Genomic DNA, 21559 nt, shown 5'->3' with positions numbered 1-21559 from the left:
GAGCCGAAACAGGGTATGAGTGGTGGATGCTCGGCTTACCTGACAGCATCCGCGCCTGCCTGTTCGACCTCGACGGCGTGCTGACCGACACCGCGAGCGTGCACCGCCGAGCCTGGAAGGCGATGTTCGACGAGTACCTGCGCGACACCGGCCCGCCCGACACGCCGTTCGTGCCGTTCGACGCCGGCGCGGACTACGAGCGATACGTCGACGGAAAACCGCGCCTGGACGGGATCCGCTCGTTTCTGGGCAGTCGCGGGCTCACCCCCGACGACGCGACCGTGGTCGAGTTGGGGGAGCGCAAGAACCTGATGTTCAACGACAGCCTGCACCGCGACGGCGTCACGGTGTTCGAGGGCTCGCGCCGCTATCTGCAGGCGGCCACCGACGCGGGTCTGCGACGCGCGGTGGTCTCCTCGAGCGCCAACACCGCCGAGGTGCTCGCGCTGACCGGCCTCGACGTCTACGTCGAGGCGCGGGTCGACGGCGTCACGTTGGGTGAGGAGAACCTGCCGGGTAAACCGGCACCGGATTCGTTCCTGCGTGCCGCAGAACTGCTCGACGTCGCGCCGGCCGAGGCGGCGGTGTTCGAGGACGCGTTGTCCGGAGTGACCGCCGGGCGTGCGGGAGGATTCGGCCTGGTGGTCGGTGTGGACCGGACAGGCCAGTCAGAAGCGTTGCGGGACAACGGCGCCGATATCGTCGTCACCGACCTCGGGGAGCTGCTCCGACCATGATGATCACCGACGACGCCTTCCCCGTCGAGCCCTGGTGCGTCCGGGAGACGAAGCTGAGGCTCGATCTGCTGCCGCAGACCGAGTCGCTGTTCGCGCTGTCCAACGGGCACATCGGGTTACGCGGCAATCTCGACGAGGGCGAGCCGCACGGGCTGCCGGGCACCTACCTGAACGGGTTCTACGAGACCCGGCCGCTGCCCTACGCGGAGGCGGGGTTCGGTTATCCCGAGGACGGGCAGAGCATCGTCGACGTCACCAACGGCAAGCTGATCAGGCTGCTGGTCGACGACGAGCCGTTCGACGTCCGGTACGGCCAACTGCATTCCCACGACCGGAGTCTCGACCTGCGTGCGGGCACGCTGACCCGGACCGCGGACTGGACGACCCCGGCAGGCAGCCGGGTGCGGGTGCGCAGCACGCGGCTGGTGTCGCTGACCCAGCGCAGCCTGGCCGCCATCGAGTACACCGTCGAGGCCGTCGACGACGTGCTGCTGACGGTGCAGTCGGAGTTGGTCGCCAACGAGGACCAGCCCTCGTCGTCGGCCGATCCGCGGGTCGCCGCGGTGCTGACCAGGCCGCTGGAGGCGATGCAGCACGAGGTCAGCGAGCGCGGCGCGATGCTGATCCACCGCACCCGGTCCAGCGAACTGACGATGGCCGCGGCGATGGACCACGTCATCGAGGGGCCCGGCCGGGTGGACGTCAGCGGCGACGCGGGCGACGACTGGGCCAGGACCACGGTGGTGACCGCACTGAAAGCCGGTGAGCAGCTTCGTCTGGTGAAATACCTGGCCTACGGATGGTCGAGCCTGCGCTCACGTCCGGCGCTGCGCGACCAGGTCGCCGCCGCCATCGCCGGAGCCCGCTACACCGGGTGGGACGGGCTGCTGCGGTCCCAACGCGAATACCTCGACGAATTCTGGGACTCCGCCGACGTGGAGGTCGAGGGCGACGCGGACTGCCAGCAGGCCGTCCGGTTCGGGCTGTTCCACGTGCTGCAGGCCAGCGCCCGCGCCGAGCGGCGCGCGATCGCGGGCAAGGGACTGACCGGGACCGGCTACGACGGCCACGCGTTCTGGGACACCGAGGGATTCGTGCTTCCGGTGCTGACCTACACCGCCCCGCGGGCGGCCGCCGACGCGCTGCGCTGGCGGGCCTCCACACTGGATCTGGCACGGGATCGCGCCAACGAGCTCGACCTGCGGGGCGCGAGCTTCCCGTGGCGCACCATCCAGGGCGAGGAGTGCTCCGCGTACTGGCCTGCGGGCACCGCCGGATTCCACATCAACGCCGACATCGCGATGGCGTTCGAACGGTACCGGGTGGTCACCGGCGACGACACGCTGGAAAAGGAGTGCGGGCTCACCGTTCTCGTCGACACCGCCCGGCTGTGGATGTCGCTGGGGCACCACGACCGCTACGGGCGGTGGCGCATCGACGGCGTCACCGGCCCCGACGAGTACACCGCTGTCGTGCGCGACAACGTGTTCACCAACCTGATGGCCGCGGCCAACCTGCGCATCGCGGCCGACGCGTGCACCCGCCGCCCGGAGGCCGCCGTCGAACTCGACGTCGACAACGAGGAGACCGCGTCGTGGCGGGACGCGGCCGCCGCCGTGCACATCCCCTACGACGAGGAACTGGGCGTGCATCCGCAGTGCGAGGGATTCACCCTGCTGCGGGAGTGGGACTTCCACGCGAACACCCAATACCCTCTGCTGCTGCATGAACCGTACGTGCGGCTCTATCCCGCGCAGGTGATCAAGCAGGCCGACCTGGTGCTGGCGATGCAGTGGCAGAGCCACGCGTTCACCCCGGAGCAGAAGGCCCGCAACGTCGACTACTACGAACGCCGGACCACCAGGGACTCGTCGCTGTCGGCGTGCACCCAGGCGGTGATGTGCGCCGAGGTGGGCCACATGCAACTGGCACACGACTACGCCTACGAGGCCGCGCTGATCGACCTGCGCGACCTGCACAACAACACCGGCGACGGGCTGCACCTGGCCTCGCTGGCCGGCAGCTGGACGGCGCTGGTCGCCGGGTTCGGCGGACTGCGCGACGACCAAGGGATGCTGGAGCTCGACCCGCACCTGCCCGACGGGATCACCCGGCTGTGTTTCCGGTTGCGCTGGCGCGGTTTTCGCGTCACGGTCGCCGCCGACCACAAGAAGGTCACCTACACGCTGCGGGACGGGCCGCACGGCGCGTTGACGATCCGCCATGCCGGAGAGCCTCTTCGAGCTCAGCACCGAGCAGCCGACCGAGGTGCCGGTGCGGCCGCGGGTTCCGCTGCTGCCCCCGCCTCCGCAGCCACCGGGTCGTGAACCGTTGCGTAGGCGCACGACGGACCAGCAGGGCTGACCGGTGTCCTCCCCGGTGGACGACGCGCTCGACGAGCTCTACTCAGTCGCGCCCGGGGAGTTCACGCAGGTACGCAAGAGGCTGGCCGCCGCGGCGAAGAAGAGCGGTGACGCCGACGCGGCCCGCCGGATCGGCGCCGCCCGCAAGCCCACGACGGCCGCTTACGTGGTCAACGCGCTCGTGCTGGGTGGGACGGCGAAATCGGCGCTGGCCGACCTCGGCGCCCGGCTGCGTGAGGCGCACGCCGCGATGGACGGCGCGACGATCCGGGCACTGACCGCCGAACAGCGCAGGCTCGTCGACGACCTGGCCCGCACCGCGCTGCGCCAGGCCGGCATCGCGTCGCCGCCGGCCGCGCTGCGCGAGGACGTGACGTCGACGCTGCAGGCCGCGATCGCCGATCCCGAGGTCGCCGAACGGCTCGGCCGGCTCAGCAAGGCCGAACAGTGGTCCGGCTTCGGCGATTTCGGGTTCAGCGCCGCGGTGTCCGGCGGGTCCGGATCCCGGGAGAAGACGCGTGCCGAGCAGGCCCCGCCGAAGGAGAGGTCGCGGGAGGCGCGGGCCGCTGTGGCGGCTGCCGAACGGGCCAGGTCCGAGGCCGACGCCGCGTTAGGCGAGTTGCAGTCCGATCTGGCCAGGGCGCGTCTGCGCCGCGACGACGCCCGGCGCCGGCTGGCCGACGCCGAACAGGCTCTGGCCGATGCCGAGCAGGCTCTGGAGGCGGCTGAGGACGCCTATGCCGCAGGCAAACAGGCCAGTCGGCAGGCCGCCGAGGCGGTGAAGGCGGCGAAGCGATAGGTTGCCCCCAGCGCCGCGTCGAGAGAGCACGCGGTAAGCGAAATGCTCAGCGCCACGCTTAATTTCGGGGGTTCGACATGGAGACCGACATCCGCCGGGTGGTCGCCGGTGCGTCCATCGGAAACGCCGTCGAGTGGTTCGACTTCGCGATCTACGGGTTCCTGGCCACGTTCATCGCCGCACACTTCTTCCCCGCGGGCAACGAAACCGCCGCGCTGCTCAACACGTTCGCGATCTTCGCCGCGGCGTTCTTCATGCGGCCGCTCGGCGGTTTCTTCTTCGGCCCGCTCGGCGACCGCATCGGCCGCCAGAAGGTGCTGGCGGTGGTGATCCTGCTGATGTCGGCGGCGACGCTGTGCATCGGCCTGCTGCCGACCTACGACAGCATCGGGGTCGCCGCGCCGCTGCTGCTCCTGTTGTTCCGCTGCCTGCAGGGCTTCTCGGCGGGCGGCGAATACGGCGGCGGCGCGGTGTATCTGGCGGAGTTCGCCCGGGACGACCGCCGCGGTCTGACGATCACCTTCATGGCGTGGTCCGGGGTGCTCGGCTTCCTGCTGGGCTCGGTCACGGTGACCCTGTTGCAGGCGATGCTGCCCACCGAGGCGATGGAGAGCTACGGCTGGCGTATCCCGTTCCTGATCGCCGGGCCGCTGGGCCTGGTGGGGCTCTACATCCGCCTGCGGCTGGGCGACACCCCGCAGTTCGCCGAGCTGAGCAAGGCCGACAAGACCGCGGATTCGCCGCTGCGGGAGGCGATCAGCTCCTCCTGGCGCCAGATCCTGCAAGTGATCGGCCTGTTCATCGTGTTCAACATCGGCTACTACGTGGTGTTCACGTTCCTGCCGACGTACTTCATCAAGACGCTGGGCTTCTCCAAGTCGCTGTCGTTCACGTCGATCACGCTGGCCTGCCTGGTCGCGCTGGTGCTGATCCTGCCGTTGGCGGCGCTGTCGGACCGGATCGGGCGGCGCCCGTTGCTCATCGGCGGCGCGGTGGCGTTCGTGGTGCTCGGCTACCCGCTGTTCCTGCTGCTGACGTCCGGGTCGCCGGGCGCGGCCATCGCCGCACACTGCCTGCTGGCGGCCATCGAGTCGGTGTACATCTCCTGCGCGGTGTCGGCCGGCGTCGAACTGTTCGCCACCCGGATCCGGTTCAGCGGATTCTCGGTGGGCTACAACGTCTGCGTCGCGGTGTTCGGCGGCACCACGCCCTACGTCGTCACCTGGCTCACCGCCTCCACCGGGAACCCGATCGCGCCGGCCTTCTACCTGATGGCGGCGGCTGTCTTGTCCCTGCTCACGGTGCTGACCCTGCGCGAGTCGGCCGGCCGGGCACTGACGCAGGTGCCGGCGGTGCAGTCATGATGCCGCGCCGCGCCGCTGGGATGTGCTGTCCACCAACGCTTCACCGCTAGGCAGCGGCCGGGAAGTTCACGACGTCCCAGGCCAGCGGCAGTTGGTCCGTGCGCTCGCCCGGCTCTGCTTCCGGCACGAAGAGCGGACCGTCAGGCCCGTCGCCGATCGATCCGACGAAGGTGAACCGGTCGATCTCGAAAGGCACGTTGTCACTCGACAGCGGTACCGGGGCACGCATCACGTGGAAATGCAGATGGGCTTCGGTGGTGTTGCCGGAGTTACCGAGACGTCCGATCACCTGGCCGCGGGTGACCTTGTCCCCGACCTTCACCGATGCCGAGTCCGGGGCCATGTGGGCATAGAGAGCGAAGTTGCCGTCGCCGATGTCGAGGATGACGTGATTACCGCCGAGCTCCGCCAGGGACTGGTCGGGCGTGACGACCTGCGGCGCCGCGTCCCGGTAGCCGCCGGACACCGCCGCGACCGTGCCGTCGGCCACGGCCAGCAGCGGGGCGCCGTAGGCCAGGTAGTCCGCGTTGCGCGTGCCGTCACCGGTGTGGGTGGTGGACGGGTCAGCCGGGTCGACACGCATCCAGTCGATGGCGTAGCGCTCGCTGCCGCTGAGCCTGCCACCCACCCCCATCACGGCCCCGCGGTGCGTCGAGACGGTGCAGCACGCATTACCGGCCACCCACCCGTCGCCCGCCAGGGGCGGCCCGATCACCACCGGCGAGGCCGTGCCGGTGCGGACCGCTCCGCCGATCTGGGCGACGGAGTCCGGGTAGCGCGAGCTCACCGCGTGATACTCCGGTGCCGCCGCACCGAGCGTGACGGTCAGTCGGTGCGTGACCTCGGCGGGCACCTGGGTGAGCGTGTCGTAGACGTCGTCGAGCACCAGCACCGCGGTGCGCCCTGCGGGGATCTCGGTGACGGGATCGGGCAACAGATTGGGCACAAGCAGCGTGCGTTCGACGATCTCGCGCTGCGAGACCGTCGCCACGGTGGCGCCGTCGGGTCCGTCGGCGAGGGTCTGGACCTTCGTGATCGTCGCGGGCCGGAAGCCGGAGTTGAGCACCGAGAGCTCATAAGCCACATGGACCTTGCCGTCTGTACCGGTGACCGGGATCGGGTCCGGGCCGAGCGTCGTGATGACCAGTGGCGCCACCACGTCGCCGTCGAGGGGATAGCCGGGCGGGACGCCCCCACGAGCGTCGGCGGCCGGCGCCGGCCTCGGCCCGGTGGGTTCAGCCGGCGTCGAGCACGCTGCCAGGAGTGCGGCACAGGCGAGCACAAGGGTCGGTGACTTTCGCATGGGACTGCTCGCCTCGCCCGTCAGTTGTGCGCGATGAAACGGTGATCGGTCGCCGCGGAAGCCTAGCCGTCGATTCGGCCGATCGGAGGTCATTGCAAAAACAAGATCAACCGGTCGTGCTGCACAGCGCGACCTGAACCTGTCCGACGTGGGTTTGCCGGAACCCGGCTAGGGTGGGCTCAGTCATCCACGGAGGGGAGACCCGCAGATGAAGCTCCAGGTATTGCCCTACGTCACCGTCGAGGTCGACGACCGGCTCCGCCGCCGGCTGCGCCTGGTCGGGGAGAAGTTCCAGGTCACCGTCCGCGCCTATCTGCGCAGTGCGGCCGACGACGTCGACGCCGCCGGAGATCGCGTCAGCGGGCTCTGCGACCGCGCCGTGCACCGGGTGGACTCCGCGGTGGCGCGGGTCAACGACCGGATCGCGCCGACCGGGTCCGATGCGAGGCCGGACTCAGGGGCCGCCCCGGACGGGACGGCCCCACGTCTGCGCGTCGTCGGCGGACGCGCGTCCTGACGGGTCGGAATCAGGTCCGGACGCGGCCGCCGACGAAGAACGAGCCGGCGAGCACCACCAGGCCGACGACGGTCACCGGGATGGCCCAGGCGCGGCGCGACGACAGCGCCGACTCGCACGAGGCCGCGTAGTCGGTGTGCGGGACGATCTCGTTGAGCACCGGCAGGTTGGCCAGATTGCCGCTGTCGGCGTCGCGCGCCTGGGAAAGGTCCGCGGCGATGCCGTTACCGCAACCGATGCTGCCTTCGGGGCCCGGGATCGACACCGGCACCAACAGGGCGATGACGCCTGCCAGCAACACTGCCACCCCGGCGATCATGATCATCCGTCTCGCGTTCATGGCCGCATTCATGCCCCAGTTCCCCGGCGCCGAAACAAGATCGACCACATTCTGAGACGGACCACACTGGGCGTGGCTCCGGCGGGTGTGCTGTCCTTGTCGGGTGATCGGGCATGGCCTTACCGTGCTGCTGGCGTTTCTCGCCGCGGTGTTCCTCGCTATCGGGATCGTGGTACGGCAGCGAGCCACCCTCGACGTACCGGCCGAGCACGGGGTCAGCATGGTGATGTTCCAGACCCTGCTGCGCAGGCCGCTGTGGTGGGCGGGCACCGCGGCGGCGATCGCGGGTTTCGTGTTCCAGGCGCTCGCCCTGGCTAACGGGTCGCTGCTGCTCGTCCAGCCGATACTGGTGTCGGCGCTGCTGTTCGCGCTGCCGTTGAGCGCCCGGCTGGCGCACCGGCGGGTCACCCGCGCCGAGTGGGCCTGGGCGGTGCTGCTCACCGTCGCGCTGGCGGTGTTCGTGGTGTTGGCCAAGGCCAGCCCCGGCGACTACGAGGCGTCGCTGTCCACCTCGGCAGTGGTGGCGGTGGTCTGCACCGCCGCGGTGCTGGCCTGCGTGATCGTCGCGACCCGCATCATCGGATGGGTCCGTGCGGTGCTGCTGGCCGTCGCAGTCGGGGTGCTGTTCGGTGTCGTCGCGGTGCTGACGAAGCTGGTCATGCACCTGCTGACCCACGAGGGCGTCACCGCGGTACTGACCACCCCGGTGCTCTACCTGCTGGCGGTGCTGGGTGTGGTGGCGGTGCTGCTGCAGCAGTCGTCCTTCCACGCCGGGTCGCTGCAGACCTCGGTGCCCACCATGCTGGTGCTCGAACCGCTGGTGGCCGTCGGGCTCGGGGCGGTGGTGCTGGGTGAGCATCTCGACGTCGGGCGGTGGGACGCGGTCGCCCTGGTGGTCGCGACGATGGCGATGGTCGCGGGCACCATCGCGCTGGGTCGCGACGAAGGGGCCTACGAGGAGCAACTGGAGGCCGGCAAGGCTCAGGCGGCGTCGGGCAACGGGTAGCCCCGGTCGCGGGCGACCTCGGCCAATTTGCCGCGCAGCTGTTTGCGGCCCCGGTGCAGCCGGGACATCACGGTGCCGATCGGCACGTTGGTCAGTGCCGCGATCTCCTTGAACTTGCGTCCCTCGACATCGGCGTAATAGACCGCCGTGCGGTACTTCTCGGGCAGCGAGCGCATCGCGTCCGCGATCGCGGGGTCGCTGGCGTTCGCGAGCGCCATCTCCTCGGTCGAGGACGGGCCTCCGCTGCTGCGCCGGTTGTGCGCGAACAGCTGGCCGTCGGTGAACTCGTCGGTGAACTGCAACATCGGCCGGTGCTGCTGCCTGCGGTAGGCGCTGATGTGTGTGTTCAACATGATCCGGTACAGCCAGCCCACGAGGTTGGTGCCCTCGCGGAAGCTGTCGAACGCCGCGTAGGCCTTGGCCGCGGTCTCCTGGAGCAGGTCCTCGGCGTCGGCGTGGTCGCGGGTCAGTTTGTACGCGTGCCGGTACAGGTCGGCGATCAGCGGTATCGCGTCACGCTCGAAGCGGGCGGTGAGCTGGGGGTTCAGGGCGGCGATGGGCATGTGTCGACTGTCTCTCCGCGGCGCCGCCGAGTCTGCCCGGCTGTCCCCCAAAACGGTTCCGGAGAACCGCACCGCGCGCTACCGGTTAACCCCCAGACCAGGACGACCAGCGCCGGATCTCGACGGTGACCACCGGCCCGTTGAGTTCCACCCGCTGGTACTGGTGGTACTTGGCGCGCAGCTCGGCGTACCCGGTGGCCATCTCGACGCCGCTGTGGTGGATCGTCGCCACGCCGTCGACACGCACCCACCACAGTCGGGACCAGTCGTCGTCGTAGTGGTCGACGAGCAGGCTGACCGCCGGGTTGTGCTCGATGTTGACCAGCCGGCGCAACCGCTGGGTGGTCTTGGGTTTCGCGTCGATCGCCGTGTACAGGATGTCGCCGCGCTGTTCGGGAAGCGCGAACACGACGGGCACCAGGTGCGGCACCGCGTCGAGCCCCGCCGTGGCCAGCATCGCCACCGGCGCGGCGGCGAACGCGGCGATAACGTCACGGTTCTCGGCTTCGGTCATCGTCCCAGGGTAGGGTGCGCACTGCTGGTCGGATTCGTTCACTGCGGAGTCGTGGGGCGGTCACCGCTGAGCCACTGCGCAGCCTCCTGCTCATCGGAAGGTTCGGCAATGAACACCTCACGCAACACCCCAGGGCACAAACAGATGTCCCGGGTGCTCGCTCTCGCCGCGTCGGCACTGCTGGTCGGTGGCGCCGTGGCCTGCGCGCCGCCCGAGAAGGACAACTCGAACGCCCAGACGGAGTCCGGGGTGAGCGCCGCCGAGGCGACCTCGGCGCAGGACTTCGGCGGGATGGACGGCCTGATCGAGGCGGCCAAGGCCGAAGGTGAACTCAATGTGATTGCGCTGCCGCCGGATTGGGCCAACTACGGCGCGATCATCGCGGCCTTCTCCGACAAGTACGGCATCAAGGTGAACTCCGCGCAGCCGGATGCCTCCAGCCAGGAGGAGATCAACGCCGCCAACCAGCAGAGGGGCCGCAGCACCGCCCCCGACGTGTTCGACCTCGGTCAATCCGTCGCACTGGCCAACACCGCGATGTTCGCGCCGTACAAGGTCGAGACGTTCGACGACATCCCGGTCGCGTTCAAGGATCCCGACGGCGCCTGGGTCAACGACTACGGCGGCTACATGTCGATCGGCTTCGACACGTCCAAGGTGCCGCCGGTGACTGCCGTCGACGACCTGCTCAAGCCCGAGTACCGCGGCAAGGTGGCGCTCAACGGGGATCCGACCCAGGCCGGTGCCGCGTTCTCCGGCGTGCTGATGGTGGCGCTGTCGCAGGGCGGCTCGGCCGACGACATCGCCCCCGGCGTCGAGTTCTTCGGCAAGCTCAAGCAGGCGGGCAACTTCCTGCCGGTGGACCCGACCCCGGCGACCATCGAATCCGGGCAGACGCCGGTGGTGATCGACTGGAACTACACGAATTCCGCGCAGACCGCGAAGTTGCCGTCCTGGACGGTTCTGGTGCCGCCGGATCAGGCGGTGGCCGGCTACTACTACCAGGCGATCAACAAGGAAGCCCCGCATCCGGCCGCGGCCCGGCTGTGGCAGGAGTTCCTCTACAGCGACGAGGGCCAGAACCTGTACGCCAAGGGCGGGGTCCGGCCGGTGCGGGCGGACAACATGCTCGCCGACGGCACCCTCGACTCGGCGGTCGCCTCGGCGCTGCCCGTCGTGGACGGGCCGGTGACCGTGCCCACCCCCGAGCAGACGGAGGCCGCGTCGAAGTACCTGGCGGAGAACTGGGCCGCCGCGGTCAGCTGAGCCGGACGCCGATGAGTTCTGCGCGCCGGCTGCGTGATTCGCTGCCGCTGCTGCCGTTCCTGACCGTCGTGATCATCTTCCTGATCATCCCGACGGTCACCGTCGTGGTGGGCGCGGTGTACGCCGACGGGGTCTTCAGCCTGGACCGCATCGCGGCACTGTTCACCGGCACCGCGCTGTCGGCGCTGCGCGACAGCGTGCTGCTCTCCGGGGCGACCGCGGTGATCGGCGCCGTCCTCGGCGCGGTGATGGCGTGGCTGATCGTCAGCAGCCCGCCGGCTTCGATGGTGCGCCGCGCGGTGCTGTCGCTGTGCAGCGTGCTGGCCCAGTTCGGCGGTGTCGCACTGGCGTTCGCGTTCCTCGCGACGATCGGCCTGAACGGGGTGCTGACCCTGTGGGTGCAGCAGATGTTCGGGTTCAACCTGGCCGGCTCGGGCTGGTTGTACGGGCTGAGCGGGCTGATCCTGGTCTACACCTACTTCCAGATCCCGTTGATGGTCATCGTGTTCATCCCGGCGCTGGAGGGGCTGCGCGACCAGTGGCGTGAGGCCGCGGTCAGCCTGGGTGCGTCGACCTGGGCGTACTGGCGGGAGGTGGCGATCCCGCTGCTGACCCCGGCGTTCCTGGGTTCGGCACTGTTGTTGTTCGCCAACGCGTTCGCCGCGTACGCCACCGCGGCGGCACTGGTCAGCCAGGGCAGCCCGATCCTGCCGCTGCTGATCCGCGCGTCACTGGTCAGCGAGGTGGTGCTGGGTCAGTCCGGATTCGCCTACGCGCTGGCGCTGGAGATGATCGTCGTGGTGGCCGTGGTGATGGCCGCCTACAACCTGCTGGTGCGCCGCAGCTCGAGGTGGTTGTCGTGAGGGCCGGAATCATGAGAACCACTGTGCGGGGCGCACTGTGGGTGCTGTTCGGATTGTTCTTCCTGTTCCCGCTGTACGCGATGGCCGACTTCTCCACCCGCAACCTGATCGCCGGCGGGCGCACCTGGCAGGCGTGGGCGAACCTGGTCGCCGACGAGGCGCTCTACCAGTCGATCGTGGTGTCGCTGCTGCTGGCGGTGCTGACCGTGGCAGCGATGCTGGTGCTGTTGGTGCCGACCATGATCTGGGTGCGGCTGCGTGCGCCGTGGGCCAAGGGTCTGGTGGAGTTTCTCTGCCTGTTGCCGTTGACGATCCCGGCGCTGGTGATCGTCGTCGGGCTGCGCAACGTCTATCTGTGGGTGACCTACCTGCTCGGGGAGTCCGCGCTGACGCTGACGTTCGTCTACGTCGTCGTCGTACTGCCGTTCGCCTACCGGGCCATCGACGCCGCGCTGTCGGCGATCGACCTGCAGACGCTGGCCGAGGCGGCCAGGTCGCTGGGCGCCGGGTGGCTGACCACGATCGCGCGGGTGGTGGTGCCCAACATCTGGTCGGGCATCCTGTCGGCCGCGTTCATCTCCATCGCGGTGGTGCTCGGCGAGTACACCATCGCGTCGTTGTCGGGCTACGAGACGCTGCAGGTCCAGATCGTGCTCATCGGCAAGAGCGACGGTCCGACCTCGGTGGCGGCGTCGCTGGCGACGCTTTTGTTCGGTTTCGTGCTGCTGCTGATCCTGTCCCTGGTCACCCGTGGCCGGCGGGGCGGCAAGACCCCGGGAGTGACCATATGACCAACGACGGTGTCGCCGTTCAGCTCACGGATCTGACCCGGGTGTACGGGTCCACGCGTGCGCTCGACGGCCTGACGCTGCACATCGAACCCGGCGAGCTGGTTGCGCTGCTGGGCCCGTCCGGCTGCGGCAAGACCACCGCGCTGCGGATTCTGGCCGGCCTCGACGAAGCCACCTCGGGCACGGTGTCGGTGGGCGGCGTGGACGTCAGCCGGGTGCCTGCGAACAAGCGCGACATGGGCATGGTGTTCCAGGCCTACAGCCTGTTCCCGCACCTGACCGTGCTGGACAACGTCGCCTTCGGGTTGAAGATGCGCGGGAAAAGCAAGCGGGACAGGCTTTCCCGGGCATCCGACATGCTGGACCTGGTGGGCCTGGGCGCGCTCGGCGGGCGTTACGCCAAGGAACTGTCGGGCGGCCAGCAGCAGCGCGTCGCGCTGGCCCGCGCGCTGGCGATCCAGCCGCGGGTGCTGCTGCTCGACGAACCGCTGTCGGCGTTGGACGCCAAGGTGCGCACCCAGCTGCGTGACGAGATCCGGCGCGTGCAGCTCGACGTCGGCACGACCACGCTGTTCGTCACCCATGACCAGGAGGAGGCGCTCGCGGTGGCCGACCGGGTCGGGGTGATGAACCAGGGCAGACTCGAACAGCTCGCCGCACCGGCCGACCTGTACGCCCACCCGGCCACCCCGTTCGTCGCCGACTTCGTCGGGCTGAACAACAAGGTGCCCGCCACGGTGTCCGGCGGCACCGCGAACCTGCTCGGGGTGGCGGTGGCCGCCTTGCCCGGCTCGGTCGAGGGGCAGGGCCTGGCCATGGTGCGGCCCGAGTCGGTGACCGTCACCGCCGATCCCGCAGGCACCGCGACCGTCAGCGCGGTGTCCTTCCTCGGCGCGATCTCACGGGTGCACCTCGCGCTGCCCGACGGGTCGGTGCTCAGCGCTCAGCTGTCCAGTTCGGTGGCGCGGGGCTTCGCCCCCGGTGACCACGTGACCGTGGGCATCGAGCCCGGGGGAGTGCTTGTCACCCGTGCGTGACCGTCCCATGCGCACCACGCATCCACGTTCTGCAGGGGAAGTGCGAGTGGGGACCTGCCAAACGTGGATGTGTGTGACCGGTGGGGTCACGCAGCGCCCACGTGGACTCACACGTCGTCCCTAGACGTCCTTGACGGGCTCGATCCCCAGGTCGCGGTAGGTGACCAGCGCGTGGAACGGCACGTTGCGCTTGGCGAAGCGTGCCGCGGCGACGTCGCCGCGGTCGACCATCGGGATCACCCCGGTGACCACCACGCCGAGCGGGGCGATGCGTTCGAGCGCGAGCTCGGTCGATCCGCCGGTGCTGATGACGTCGTCGACGAGCAGCACGCGCATGCCGGGTTCCAGCCGGGTGCCCTCGACCCACTGCTCCCTGCCGCGCTTCTTCTGCTCCTTGCGCACCGAGAACCAGGCCTTGCCGGTGACCATCGCAACGCCGTGCGCCAGCGGGTCGGCGCCCATCGTCAGGCCGCCCACCGCGTCGAACTCGACGCCGTTGGCCGCGGCGAGGTCGGCGACCGCCCTGGACACGATGGTCAGCCGCTCCCCGGTGTCGACGGCGTACTTGCCGTCGATGTAGTCGTGGCTGAGCTGGCCGCTGGCCAGCCTGAACGGCTCCTCGCGCCGTTCGTGACCGCGGGTGCGGATCAGGTCGAACGCGGCCTGCCAGGTCGGTGGGCGGTCGTTCACGGTCGACATCGTATTAGCCTCCTCGAGCCAGTTTCACCAATTCGACCGCGGCCGAACGCAATTCGTCGATGGAGTCGATCGGCCGGGGGTAGCCGATGCGGGTGTAGGCCATCCCGCGCGGGGTCTGCAGCCGGAGGTCGAGGCCGTACCGGTCGGCGCCGGTGCACACCGCCGACTCCGTGTCCGGGTATCCGCCCAGGGCCCGGGCCATGGCGGCCAGTGACTCGGCGTGATCGGCGTTCAGATGCGCGATCGCCCCCGCCGCGCGCGGGGCCACCGGATCCGGCCGGGCTTCGGTGTACTCCCGGCCGCTGGTGGAGTCCATCCGTCCGTATCCACCGACCCAGCGCACCCGGGCGACCCGCAGCACCCACAGGGTGAAGTCGCTGTAGTCCACGTAGTACTTCGCGGCGGCGACGGCACTCAGGTGCGCTTCGCGGGCGGCGTCGCGTTCGGCTCCGACGGGCGCCTCGACGTGCCCGGCCAGCGTGACCCGGGCACTGGCCAGCGGGTCGGCGTCGGTGGCGGGCGCGGTGATCGCGATGCTCGCCCGCGGATCGGCGGCCAGATTGCGGCCGTGTTCGGCCAGGTTGGACACGCACAGCACCGGGGCGCCGTCGAGCAGTCCGTAGGTGACGAACGACGCCCACGGGTCGCCGTCGGCGGTCAGCGTCGCCAGCGTGCCGGTGTTCGTCGACGCCGCGATCGTCCTGGCCTCTTCGGCCGCCGACGGCCGCCTGGCTGCGGCCGGTTCGGTCAGCGGGGGTGGGACGGTAGGGGCATCGCCGGGATCTCCGTGGTCACGAGGGGGGCCGGCCGAGGTCACGACGGCACCCTATCCTGCCGCCCGGAGCCGGCCATAAACTGACGCTGGCGTCGATTCGGGCCTGCCCGAACTTTGTGGCCCGCTTGTGCCGATGTGCGAGAATTACAACCGAATTCACCGCTCGCGAAAGCGAACGAACCCTCCGGAGATGGGGGCGCCATGGTCGGGCCCGTTGCGCGCGCCGCTGCGGTTGCCGGCGTGCTCACCGCGACCGCCGTGCTGGGCGGAGTGACCGCGGTTCCGGTGTTCGCCGAGCCCGGGGATTCCGACACCTCCAGCCAGAGCACCGACGATCCCGGCACCGGATCGGACGACGGCGGCTCGTCCAGCGAGCCCGAGGCGCCCACCGAACCCACCCACACGGTGCCTGACGAGGATCCCGTCGTCGTCGAGGAACCGACCCAGACGCAGGAACCCGAGCCCGAACCCGTGCCCGAGGTGACCACCGGTGGCGGCAGTGACCGCGAGAACTCGGTCGTCGAGCCACCACCACCACCACCACCACCTCCTCCGCCACCGCCGCCGCCTGTGTCCCGGCAGTTGCCGCAGGACCCCGTGATCTCGGTGCCCATCGTCCGGCTGCCCGGTCCGGGGGAGATCCCGTTCGGCACCTGGCCGACGCCGTCGACGTTCTACACCACCTTCCCGATCAAGGTGCCGACGCTCACCGAGTTCCTGCGCGCGCTGAAGCTCGCCCCTGCTCCGCCGCCGCCGGCCGGGCCCGCGTTCCGCACCCAGCAGGAGGCGCCGGTGGCCGACGCGACCTCAGGCACCACGACCGGTGGCGGTGGTGGTGGCGGCGGCGCGTATCCGGACGCGTTCGTGTTCCGGGCTCCACTGGTGATGGTGCCGCGCGCCGGCACGATCGCGGGCAAGCCGCCCCGGCCCGCTCCGCCGATCCCCGGTGTCACGGCCGCGCCGGGCGTGACCGCCCCCGGTGTCGCCGGGGTCCGGACGGCGGCGATCCGCGGCTCGGTCGCGCCGACGCCGGGAGCGTCGGTGACGCTGCCCACGGCGCCCGCGAGCGGACAGCCGGCCCGGCTGGGCGCCTACCCGCGCGGCGTGATCAACTCGACCGTCGCCGAGATCGCGGCGGTGGCAGTGCCCGGCGTGGCCGGCTTGCTCTTCCTGACATTCGGCGGTGGCGTCATCGGTTACCGGCAGGCCAACAGCGTCCGGTTCGTCAGAACCGCAGGAGCGGAACGCTTCCTGCCCTGAAACCCGTTCACGGTGATTCCTTTGCCGCCGGGCTGGGTAGGTTCCAGATCATGACGCTGGCATTCGGCGATTGGATCGTCCACCGCCGGTGGTATGCCGGCCGCAGTCGCCGACTCGTCTCGGCGCAGCCCGACGCGGTGACCCCACTCGGAGACGACCTCGAGCACGTGCTGCTTGACGTGACCTACGACGACGGCACGGCCGAGCGGTACCAGCTGCTGGTGCGGTGGGCCGACGGCGAGCCCGGCCCCGACATCGACCCGGCCGCCGTGATCGGCACCGTGCCCGGCCCGGCGGGCCCCCGCACCGCCTACGACGCCCTCTACGACCCGGAGGCGGCGCGCCGCCTGCTGCGCCTGATCGATTCGTCGGCGACCGTCGCGGATCTGCGGTTCGTCCGGGAGCCCGACGCCGTGTTGCCGGTGAGCGCGCCGCCCAAGGTGTCGAGTGCCGAGCAGAGCAACACCAGCGTGATCTTCGGCAAGGACGCGATGCTCAAGGTGTTCCGGCGGGTCACCCCCGGCGTCAACCCCGACATCGAGCTCAACCGGGTGCTGGCCCGCGCAGGCAACCCGCACGTCGCGACGTTGCTCGGCTCCTACGACACCTGGTGGGCCGGGCCCGACACCGAACCCTGCGCGCTCGGCATGGTGGCCGCGTTCGCCGCCAACAGCGCCGAGGGCTGGGACATGGCCACCGCCTCCGCCCGCGAACTACTCGCCGACGAGGTGGTCAGTGAGTTCTCCGACGAGTCCTACCGCCTCGGCGAGGCGGTCGCCTCCGTGCACGCCACGCTGGCCGACACGCTCGGCACCTCCACGGTGCCGTTCCCGGTCGACACCGCGCTGGCCCGGCTGGCCACGGCGGCGCAGGCGGCACCGGAACTGGCCGCGTACGTGCCTGCCGTCGAGCAGCGGTACCGGGCGCTGGCCGGTCAGCACATCCCGGTGCAGCGCGTCCACGGCGACCTCCATCTCGGTCAGGTGCTGCGCACCCCGGAGAACTGGTTGCTGATCGACTTCGAAGGCGAGCCCGGGCAACCGCTCGAGGAACGCCGGCGACCGGACTCGCCGCTGCGCGACGTGGCCGGGATGCTCCGGTCGTTCGAGTACGCGGCCTATCAGCTCCTGGTGGAGCTGGGTCCCGAGCAGGACGCCGACGGCCGGGTCGCCGCCATCGCGCGCCACTGGGTGGAGCGCAACAGCGCGGCGTTCTGCGCCGGCTATGCGGCCGGTGGCGGCCTCGACCCGCGGGACCACAGCCAGGTGCTCGCGGGCTACGAGCTCGACAAGGCGGTCTACGAGGCGGCCTATGAGGCCCGCTTCAGGCCGGCCTGGCTGCCCATCCCGATGCGATCGATCGAGCGCATCCTGGGCTGACCCGCCCCGCTGTTCCACCGACTCTCGCGGCGACTCGTGCCCGCGGTGCTGACCGCGATCGCACTGCCGCCGGCGGCTTGCGGTGGATCCGGCAACGGTACTGACGCCGACGCAGCGGGATCAACTTCGGCAAGTTCTACCAATCCGTCTGCGACAGTTACGGACTCGGATGCAATGGATTCGCCGTCCGGGGCGTCAACCGCATCGACACCCATGAGCTCCAGAGCCGGCACCGCGGGCGTCCGCGCGCCCAGGACTGGGCGGGCCTGGTACTGGACGCGCTGGAGCCGGCAGCCGTGACCACCGGGTAGGCCGCCGCCGCTCAACGGCTCCTACACCCGGCCCGCCCGGCCGGTGGCAGCGGTGATACCGCCGCCGCGCGGTGGCCACGGCTGCAAGCACGTTCAAGCTAACACAGCGGTCCCCGAATTCGGGTCATGTCGCCGGGTTGGCGTGGTGCCGCACAACAGCTTTCAGAAGACACCATCATTCGGCGCGCAGTACCAGCACCGATCTGGCCGCCACCGGCACGGTCGCGCCGGCCGGATGTGATTCCCCGGGCTCGGGTTTCACGGCCACCGCGGAGGACACCACCGGCTCCCACGACGCCGCGAATTCCTCGGCCGGCAGCGTGAAGTCGATCGGCTCGTGGTGGGCGTTGAAGAACAACAGGAACGAGTGGTCGACGACGCGCTGACCGCGGGTGTCCATGTCCGGGATGCCATGGCCGTTGAGGTACACCCCGACCGACTTCGCGAATCCCGAATCCCAGTCCCCGCCGGTCATCTCGGCGCCGTCGGGAGTGAACCACGTGATGTCGGGCAGTCCCTGGCCGCGCCGGCCCACCGGCTTGCCGCTGAAGAAGCGCCGCCGGCGGAACACCGGATGGTCGGCACGCAACTGGGACACCGTGCGGGCGAACTCCAGCAGTTCGGTGTCCGCGGAGGACCAGTCGATCCAGGTGATCTCGTTGTCCTGGCAGTAGCCGTTGTTGTTGCCGCCCTGGGTGCGGCCGAGTTCGTCACCGTGACAGATCATCGGCACGCCTTGGGACAACAGCAGCGTGGTCAGGAAGTTGCGCTCCTGTCGGCCACGCAACGCCAGAACCTCCGGGTCGTCGGTGGGACCCTCCACCCCGCAGTTCCACGACCGGTTGTGGCTCTCGCCGTCGTTGTTGTCCTCGCCGTTGGCCTCGTTGTGTTTCTCGTTGTAGGACACCAGGTCGCGCAGCGTGAACCCGTCGTGGGCGACGACGAAGTTGATCGACGCGACCGGGCGGCGCGCGGTGTGCTCGTACAGGTCGGCCGAACCGGTCAGCCGGTAGGCGAATTCGTCGAGGGTGGCGGGCTCCCCGCGCCAGAAGTCGCGCACGGTGTCGCGGTACTTGCCGTTCCACTCGGTCCACTGCGGCGGGAAGTTGCCCACCTGGTAGCCGCCGGGGCCGACGTCCCACGGCTCGGCGATCAGCTTCACCTGGCTGACCGTCGGATCCTGCTGCACGAGTTCGAAGAACGTGGCGAGCCGGTCGACGTCGTAGAACTCCCGTGCCAGCGTCGAGGCCAGGTCGAAACGGAAGCCGTCGACGTGCATCTCGGTGACCCAGTAGCGCAGCGAGTCCATGATCAGCTGCAGCGAGTGCGGATGCCGGACGTTGAAGCTGTTGCCGGTGCCGGTGTAATCCATGTAGTAGCGCTTGTCGTCGTCGACGAGCTGGTAGTAGGCGGCGTTGTCGATGCCGCGCATGGACAGCGTCGGGCCCATGTGGTTGCCCTCGGCGGTGTGGTTGTAGACGACGTCGAGGATCACCTCGATGCCCGCTTCGTGCAGCGCGCGGACCATCGCCTTGAACTCCTGCACCTGTCCGCCCGGATTCGGGTTGGAGCTGTACTTGGAGTCGGGGGCGAAGAAGCCGATTGTGTTGTAGCCCCAGTAGTTCGACAGACCCTTCTCGATCAGCGTCGAGTCGTTGGCGAAGTGGTGCACCGGCATCAGCTCGATCGCGGTGATGCCCAGCGCTGTGAGGTGGTCGATGATCGCCGGATGCGCGACCGCGGCGTAGGTGCCGCGGATCTGCTCGGGGATGTCGGGGTGGGTTTGGGTGAGGCCCTTGACGTGCGCCTCGTAGATCACCGAGTCGGCGTACTCGTGGTTGGGCGGGCGGTCGACGCCCCAGTCGAAGAACGGGTTGATGACCACGCACTTGGGCATGTTCGCCGCCGAGTCGTCGTCGTTGCGGCTGTCGGGATCGCCGAAGTTGTAGCCGAACAGTGGCTGGCCCCAGTCGAAGTGCCCGTCGATGGCTTTCGCGTACGGGTCCAGCAGAAGCTTGTTCGGGTTGAAGCGCATCCCGTTGGCCGGGTCGTAGGGACCGTGCACGCGGTACCCGTAGCGCTGGCCGGGCTCGATGTTCGGGATGAACCCGTGCCAGACGAAACCGTCGACTTCGGGCAGGGTGATGCGGGTTTCGGTGCCGTCGGCGTCGAACAGGCACAACTCGACCTTCTCCGCGGCCTCACTGAACAGCGTGAAGTTGGTGCCTGATCCGTCGTAGGTGGCGCCGAGCGGGTAGGCCTTCCCGGGCCACAGTTCCAGCGCGATGGTGTTTCCCGGCGAGCCGGCGATCAGTGTCAAGGGGCTCTCCTGAACTATGTGCGGGTTGTGGCGGTCACGACGCTAGGGGATGCCCACACATCGGGCAGTGCAACCGTCGGTTGCCTCACACCGCGGCGACGCCGGCTGCGCGCAGCGCGTCCAGGGCGGCGGCGGTGCTCGCAGGCGCCACCCCGGCGGTCAGCTCGAGCAGCACCCGGGTGGTGAACCCGGCGGCGACCGCGTCGGCGGCGGTGGCCTTCACGCAGTAGTCGGTGGCAATGCCGACGACGTCGACCGCGCCGACGTCGCGCGCCCGCAGCCAGTCGGCCAACGAGGTGCCGTCACCGGTGCTGCCCTCGAACCCGCTGTAGGCCGCCGAGTAATGCCCCTTCTCGAAGACCGCCTCGATGGGGGTGGTGTCGAGATCGGGATGGAACTCCGCCCCGGCGGTGTGCGCGACGCAGTGCACCGGCCAGGAATCCACGAAGTCGGGGGTATCGGAGAAGTGCGCGCCGGGATCGATGTGGAAGTCGGCCGTGGCCACCACGTGGTCGTAGCCGGGGCCGGGCGCGGCCAGCAGCGCGTTGATGCCGCGCGCGACCGCCGCGCCACCGGTGACCGCGAGCGAGCCGCCCTCGCAGAAGTCGTTCTGCACGTCCACGATGATCAGCGCCTTGTTCGACGTCATTTGTTCACGGTATCGCCGGCGGCCTGCACCCGCAGGTGGGCGGTCAGAAGCAGGTGGTCGAACGTGGCGCGCGGCGGCAGGGACTCCTCGTACACCAACTTCCGGTAGTCCGACAGCAGCTGTTCGGCCAGCACCCGCAGCTTGACGTTGGTCTCCTGGGAGCGCCAGCGCAGCAGTTCGAACGCGGAGTCGTCGTCCACCCGGTAGATCAGCATGAGCATGCCCTTGACCTGTTCGATCACCGCGCGGTGCTCGGTGATCTCGGCCAGGGCGCGGGTGAGCATGGACTTGGCCTGCGCGTCGGTCGGCGTCATGTCGACGTAGAAGCCGTGGGTGCCGATGAGCCGGCCGTCCTCGTCGAGGAGCTGGTCGCCGATCACCACCACCTCGTGAGTGTCGCCGCGGGTGTCGACGATGCGGTGCCGGGTGGAGAACGTCCGGTGGGTGCGGCGCATGTCCTCGAGGGTCGCCGCGACCTGCTGGCGGTCCTCGGGGTGCTTGTGGGACAGCACGAGTTCGGTCGTCGGCGTCACCGTGCCCGGCTCGTAGCCGTGCAGCAGCTGGACCTGTTCGGACCACTCCCAGCGCTCGTCGGCGAAATAGAACCGGAACCACCCGACGCGCTGAGGCGCACCCCCGGCGAGCGCCTGTTCCAGTGAGTCTTCACTCGCCACAGCAAGACCCTAGCGCGGGAGCAGGAGCT

General features: G+C 69.7%; 20 protein-coding genes and 1 pseudogene. 12 read left to right on the top strand and 9 right to left on the bottom strand.

The window, feature by feature from the left end; translation table 11 throughout:
• The first annotated feature begins 26 nt into the window (after nucleotides 1-26).
• From C6A87_RS27405 to C6A87_RS27390, 4 genes and pseudogenes are all read left to right on the top strand, one after another.
• Nucleotides 27-737, top strand: a complete 711-nt coding sequence (locus C6A87_RS27405; protein WP_311115107.1) for a beta-phosphoglucomutase family hydrolase — start codon at nucleotides 27-29, stop codon at nucleotides 735-737.
• Nucleotides 737-3101: pseudogene (locus C6A87_RS27400) on the top strand (glycoside hydrolase family 65 protein). The gene C6A87_RS27405 and the pseudogene C6A87_RS27400 overlap by 1 nt, the downstream one beginning before the upstream one ends.
• A 3-nt stretch (nucleotides 3102-3104) precedes the next feature.
• A complete protein-coding gene (locus C6A87_RS27395) occupies nucleotides 3105-3899 on the top strand; it encodes a hypothetical protein (RefSeq protein WP_311115106.1) in 795 nt (264 codons plus the stop codon).
• A gap of 77 nt (nucleotides 3900-3976) precedes the next feature.
• Entirely contained in the window at nucleotides 3977-5263 is a 1287-nt protein-coding gene (locus tag C6A87_RS27390; RefSeq protein ID WP_311115105.1) for an MFS transporter, read from the top strand.
• 46 nt (nucleotides 5264-5309) lie between these two features.
• Here the strand turns inward: C6A87_RS27390 and C6A87_RS27385 are convergent, their stop codons facing one another.
• Nucleotides 5310-6566 carry a M23 family metallopeptidase gene (locus tag C6A87_RS27385; RefSeq protein ID WP_311115104.1) on the bottom strand — a complete coding sequence of 419 codons (1257 nt, stop codon included), beginning with the start codon at nucleotides 6564-6566 and terminating at the stop codon, nucleotides 5310-5312.
• A 208-nt stretch (nucleotides 6567-6774) separates the two neighbouring features.
• Here C6A87_RS27385 and C6A87_RS27380 point away from each other — a divergent pair, with 208 nt between their 5' ends.
• Nucleotides 6775-7083, top strand: coding sequence for a hypothetical protein (locus C6A87_RS27380; RefSeq protein ID WP_311115103.1), 309 nt, complete (start codon nucleotides 6775-6777; stop codon nucleotides 7081-7083).
• Between the two features lie 10 nt (nucleotides 7084-7093).
• Here C6A87_RS27380 and C6A87_RS27375 read toward each other — a convergent pair whose 3' ends face one another.
• On the bottom strand, nucleotides 7094-7423 hold the full coding sequence (locus C6A87_RS27375; RefSeq protein WP_311115102.1) for an aminopeptidase: 330 nt from the start codon (nucleotides 7421-7423) through the stop codon (nucleotides 7094-7096).
• A 103-nt stretch (nucleotides 7424-7526) separates the two neighbouring features.
• Between C6A87_RS27375 and C6A87_RS27370 the strand changes: the two genes are divergently transcribed.
• Nucleotides 7527-8429 carry a DMT family transporter gene (locus C6A87_RS27370; protein WP_311115101.1) on the top strand — a complete coding sequence of 301 codons (903 nt, stop codon included), beginning with the start codon at nucleotides 7527-7529 and terminating at the stop codon, nucleotides 8427-8429.
• Here the strand turns inward: C6A87_RS27370 and C6A87_RS27365 are convergent.
• A complete protein-coding gene (locus C6A87_RS27365) occupies nucleotides 8405-8992 on the bottom strand; it encodes a sigma-70 family RNA polymerase sigma factor (protein WP_311115100.1) in 588 nt (195 codons plus the stop codon). The genes C6A87_RS27370 and C6A87_RS27365 overlap by 25 nt on opposite strands.
• An 85-nt stretch (nucleotides 8993-9077) precedes the next feature.
• Nucleotides 9078-9506 carry a TIGR03668 family PPOX class F420-dependent oxidoreductase gene (locus C6A87_RS27360; RefSeq protein ID WP_311115099.1) on the bottom strand — a complete coding sequence of 143 codons (429 nt, stop codon included), beginning with the start codon at nucleotides 9504-9506 and terminating at the stop codon, nucleotides 9078-9080.
• A 108-nt stretch (nucleotides 9507-9614) separates the two neighbouring features.
• On the opposite strand from C6A87_RS27360, the gene C6A87_RS27355 reads away from it, so the two are divergent.
• Genes C6A87_RS27355 through C6A87_RS27340 form a run of 4 tightly spaced genes read left to right on the top strand, consistent with a single transcriptional unit; the run spans nucleotide 9615 to nucleotide 13463 of the window.
• Complete coding sequence (locus C6A87_RS27355; protein ID WP_311115098.1) at nucleotides 9615-10772, top strand: ABC transporter substrate-binding protein; 1158 nt, start codon at nucleotides 9615-9617, stop codon at nucleotides 10770-10772.
• An 11-nt stretch (nucleotides 10773-10783) separates the two neighbouring features.
• Nucleotides 10784-11635, top strand: a complete 852-nt coding sequence (locus C6A87_RS27350; RefSeq protein WP_311115097.1) for an ABC transporter permease subunit — start codon at nucleotides 10784-10786, stop codon at nucleotides 11633-11635.
• Nucleotides 11636-11646: 11 nt separating this feature from the next.
• Nucleotides 11647-12426 (top strand): ABC transporter permease subunit, encoded by a 780-nt coding sequence (locus tag C6A87_RS27345; protein ID WP_311115096.1) that lies wholly within the window; start codon nucleotides 11647-11649, stop codon nucleotides 12424-12426.
• On the top strand, nucleotides 12423-13463 hold the full coding sequence (locus C6A87_RS27340; protein WP_311115095.1) for an ABC transporter ATP-binding protein: 1041 nt from the start codon (nucleotides 12423-12425) through the stop codon (nucleotides 13461-13463). Before C6A87_RS27345 ends, C6A87_RS27340 begins: the two co-directional genes overlap by 4 nt.
• Nucleotides 13464-13583: 120 nt before the next feature.
• Here C6A87_RS27340 and C6A87_RS27335 read toward each other — a convergent pair whose 3' ends face one another.
• Both C6A87_RS27335 and C6A87_RS27330 read right to left on the bottom strand, forming a co-directional pair.
• A complete protein-coding gene (locus C6A87_RS27335; protein WP_311115094.1) occupies nucleotides 13584-14162 on the bottom strand; it encodes an orotate phosphoribosyltransferase in 579 nt (192 codons plus the stop codon).
• Between the two features lie 4 nt (nucleotides 14163-14166).
• Nucleotides 14167-14979: a DUF2470 domain-containing protein gene (locus C6A87_RS27330; RefSeq protein WP_311115093.1), complete on the bottom strand. Its 813-nt coding sequence runs from the start codon at nucleotides 14977-14979 to the stop codon at nucleotides 14167-14169.
• 159 nt (nucleotides 14980-15138) lie between these two features.
• Here C6A87_RS27330 and C6A87_RS27325 point away from each other — a divergent pair, with 159 nt between their 5' ends.
• Both C6A87_RS27325 and C6A87_RS27320 read left to right on the top strand, forming a co-directional pair.
• On the top strand, nucleotides 15139-16197 hold the full coding sequence (locus C6A87_RS27325; RefSeq protein ID WP_311115092.1) for a hypothetical protein: 1059 nt from the start codon (nucleotides 15139-15141) through the stop codon (nucleotides 16195-16197).
• Nucleotides 16198-16247: 50 nt separating this feature from the next.
• The gene (locus C6A87_RS27320) at nucleotides 16248-17576 is read left to right on the top strand and encodes a maltokinase N-terminal cap-like domain-containing protein (protein ID WP_311115091.1); all 1329 of its coding nucleotides are present in this window, start codon (nucleotides 16248-16250) and stop codon (nucleotides 17574-17576) included.
• A gap of 486 nt (nucleotides 17577-18062) precedes the next feature.
• Here C6A87_RS27320 and glgX read toward each other — a convergent pair whose 3' ends face one another.
• The 3 genes from glgX to C6A87_RS27305 form a co-directional block, all read right to left on the bottom strand.
• A complete protein-coding gene (gene glgX / locus C6A87_RS27315) occupies nucleotides 18063-20207 on the bottom strand; it encodes a glycogen debranching protein GlgX (RefSeq protein ID WP_311115090.1) in 2145 nt (714 codons plus the stop codon).
• A gap of 85 nt (nucleotides 20208-20292) precedes the next feature.
• The gene (locus tag C6A87_RS27310) at nucleotides 20293-20856 is read right to left on the bottom strand and encodes an isochorismatase family protein (protein WP_311115089.1); all 564 of its coding nucleotides are present in this window, start codon (nucleotides 20854-20856) and stop codon (nucleotides 20293-20295) included.
• Nucleotides 20853-21530, bottom strand: coding sequence for a PAS and ANTAR domain-containing protein (locus tag C6A87_RS27305; protein WP_311115088.1), 678 nt, complete (start codon nucleotides 21528-21530; stop codon nucleotides 20853-20855). The genes C6A87_RS27310 and C6A87_RS27305 overlap by 4 nt, the downstream gene beginning before the upstream one ends.
• Nucleotides 21531-21559 lie beyond the last annotated feature (29 nt).

Source organism: Mycobacterium sp. ITM-2016-00317, from assembly GCF_002968295.1.
GTDB lineage: Bacteria > Actinomycetota > Actinomycetes > Mycobacteriales > Mycobacteriaceae > Mycobacterium.
Note: the sequence above shows the minus strand (reverse complement) of the source record. Positions and strands in the feature narration are given on the sequence as shown.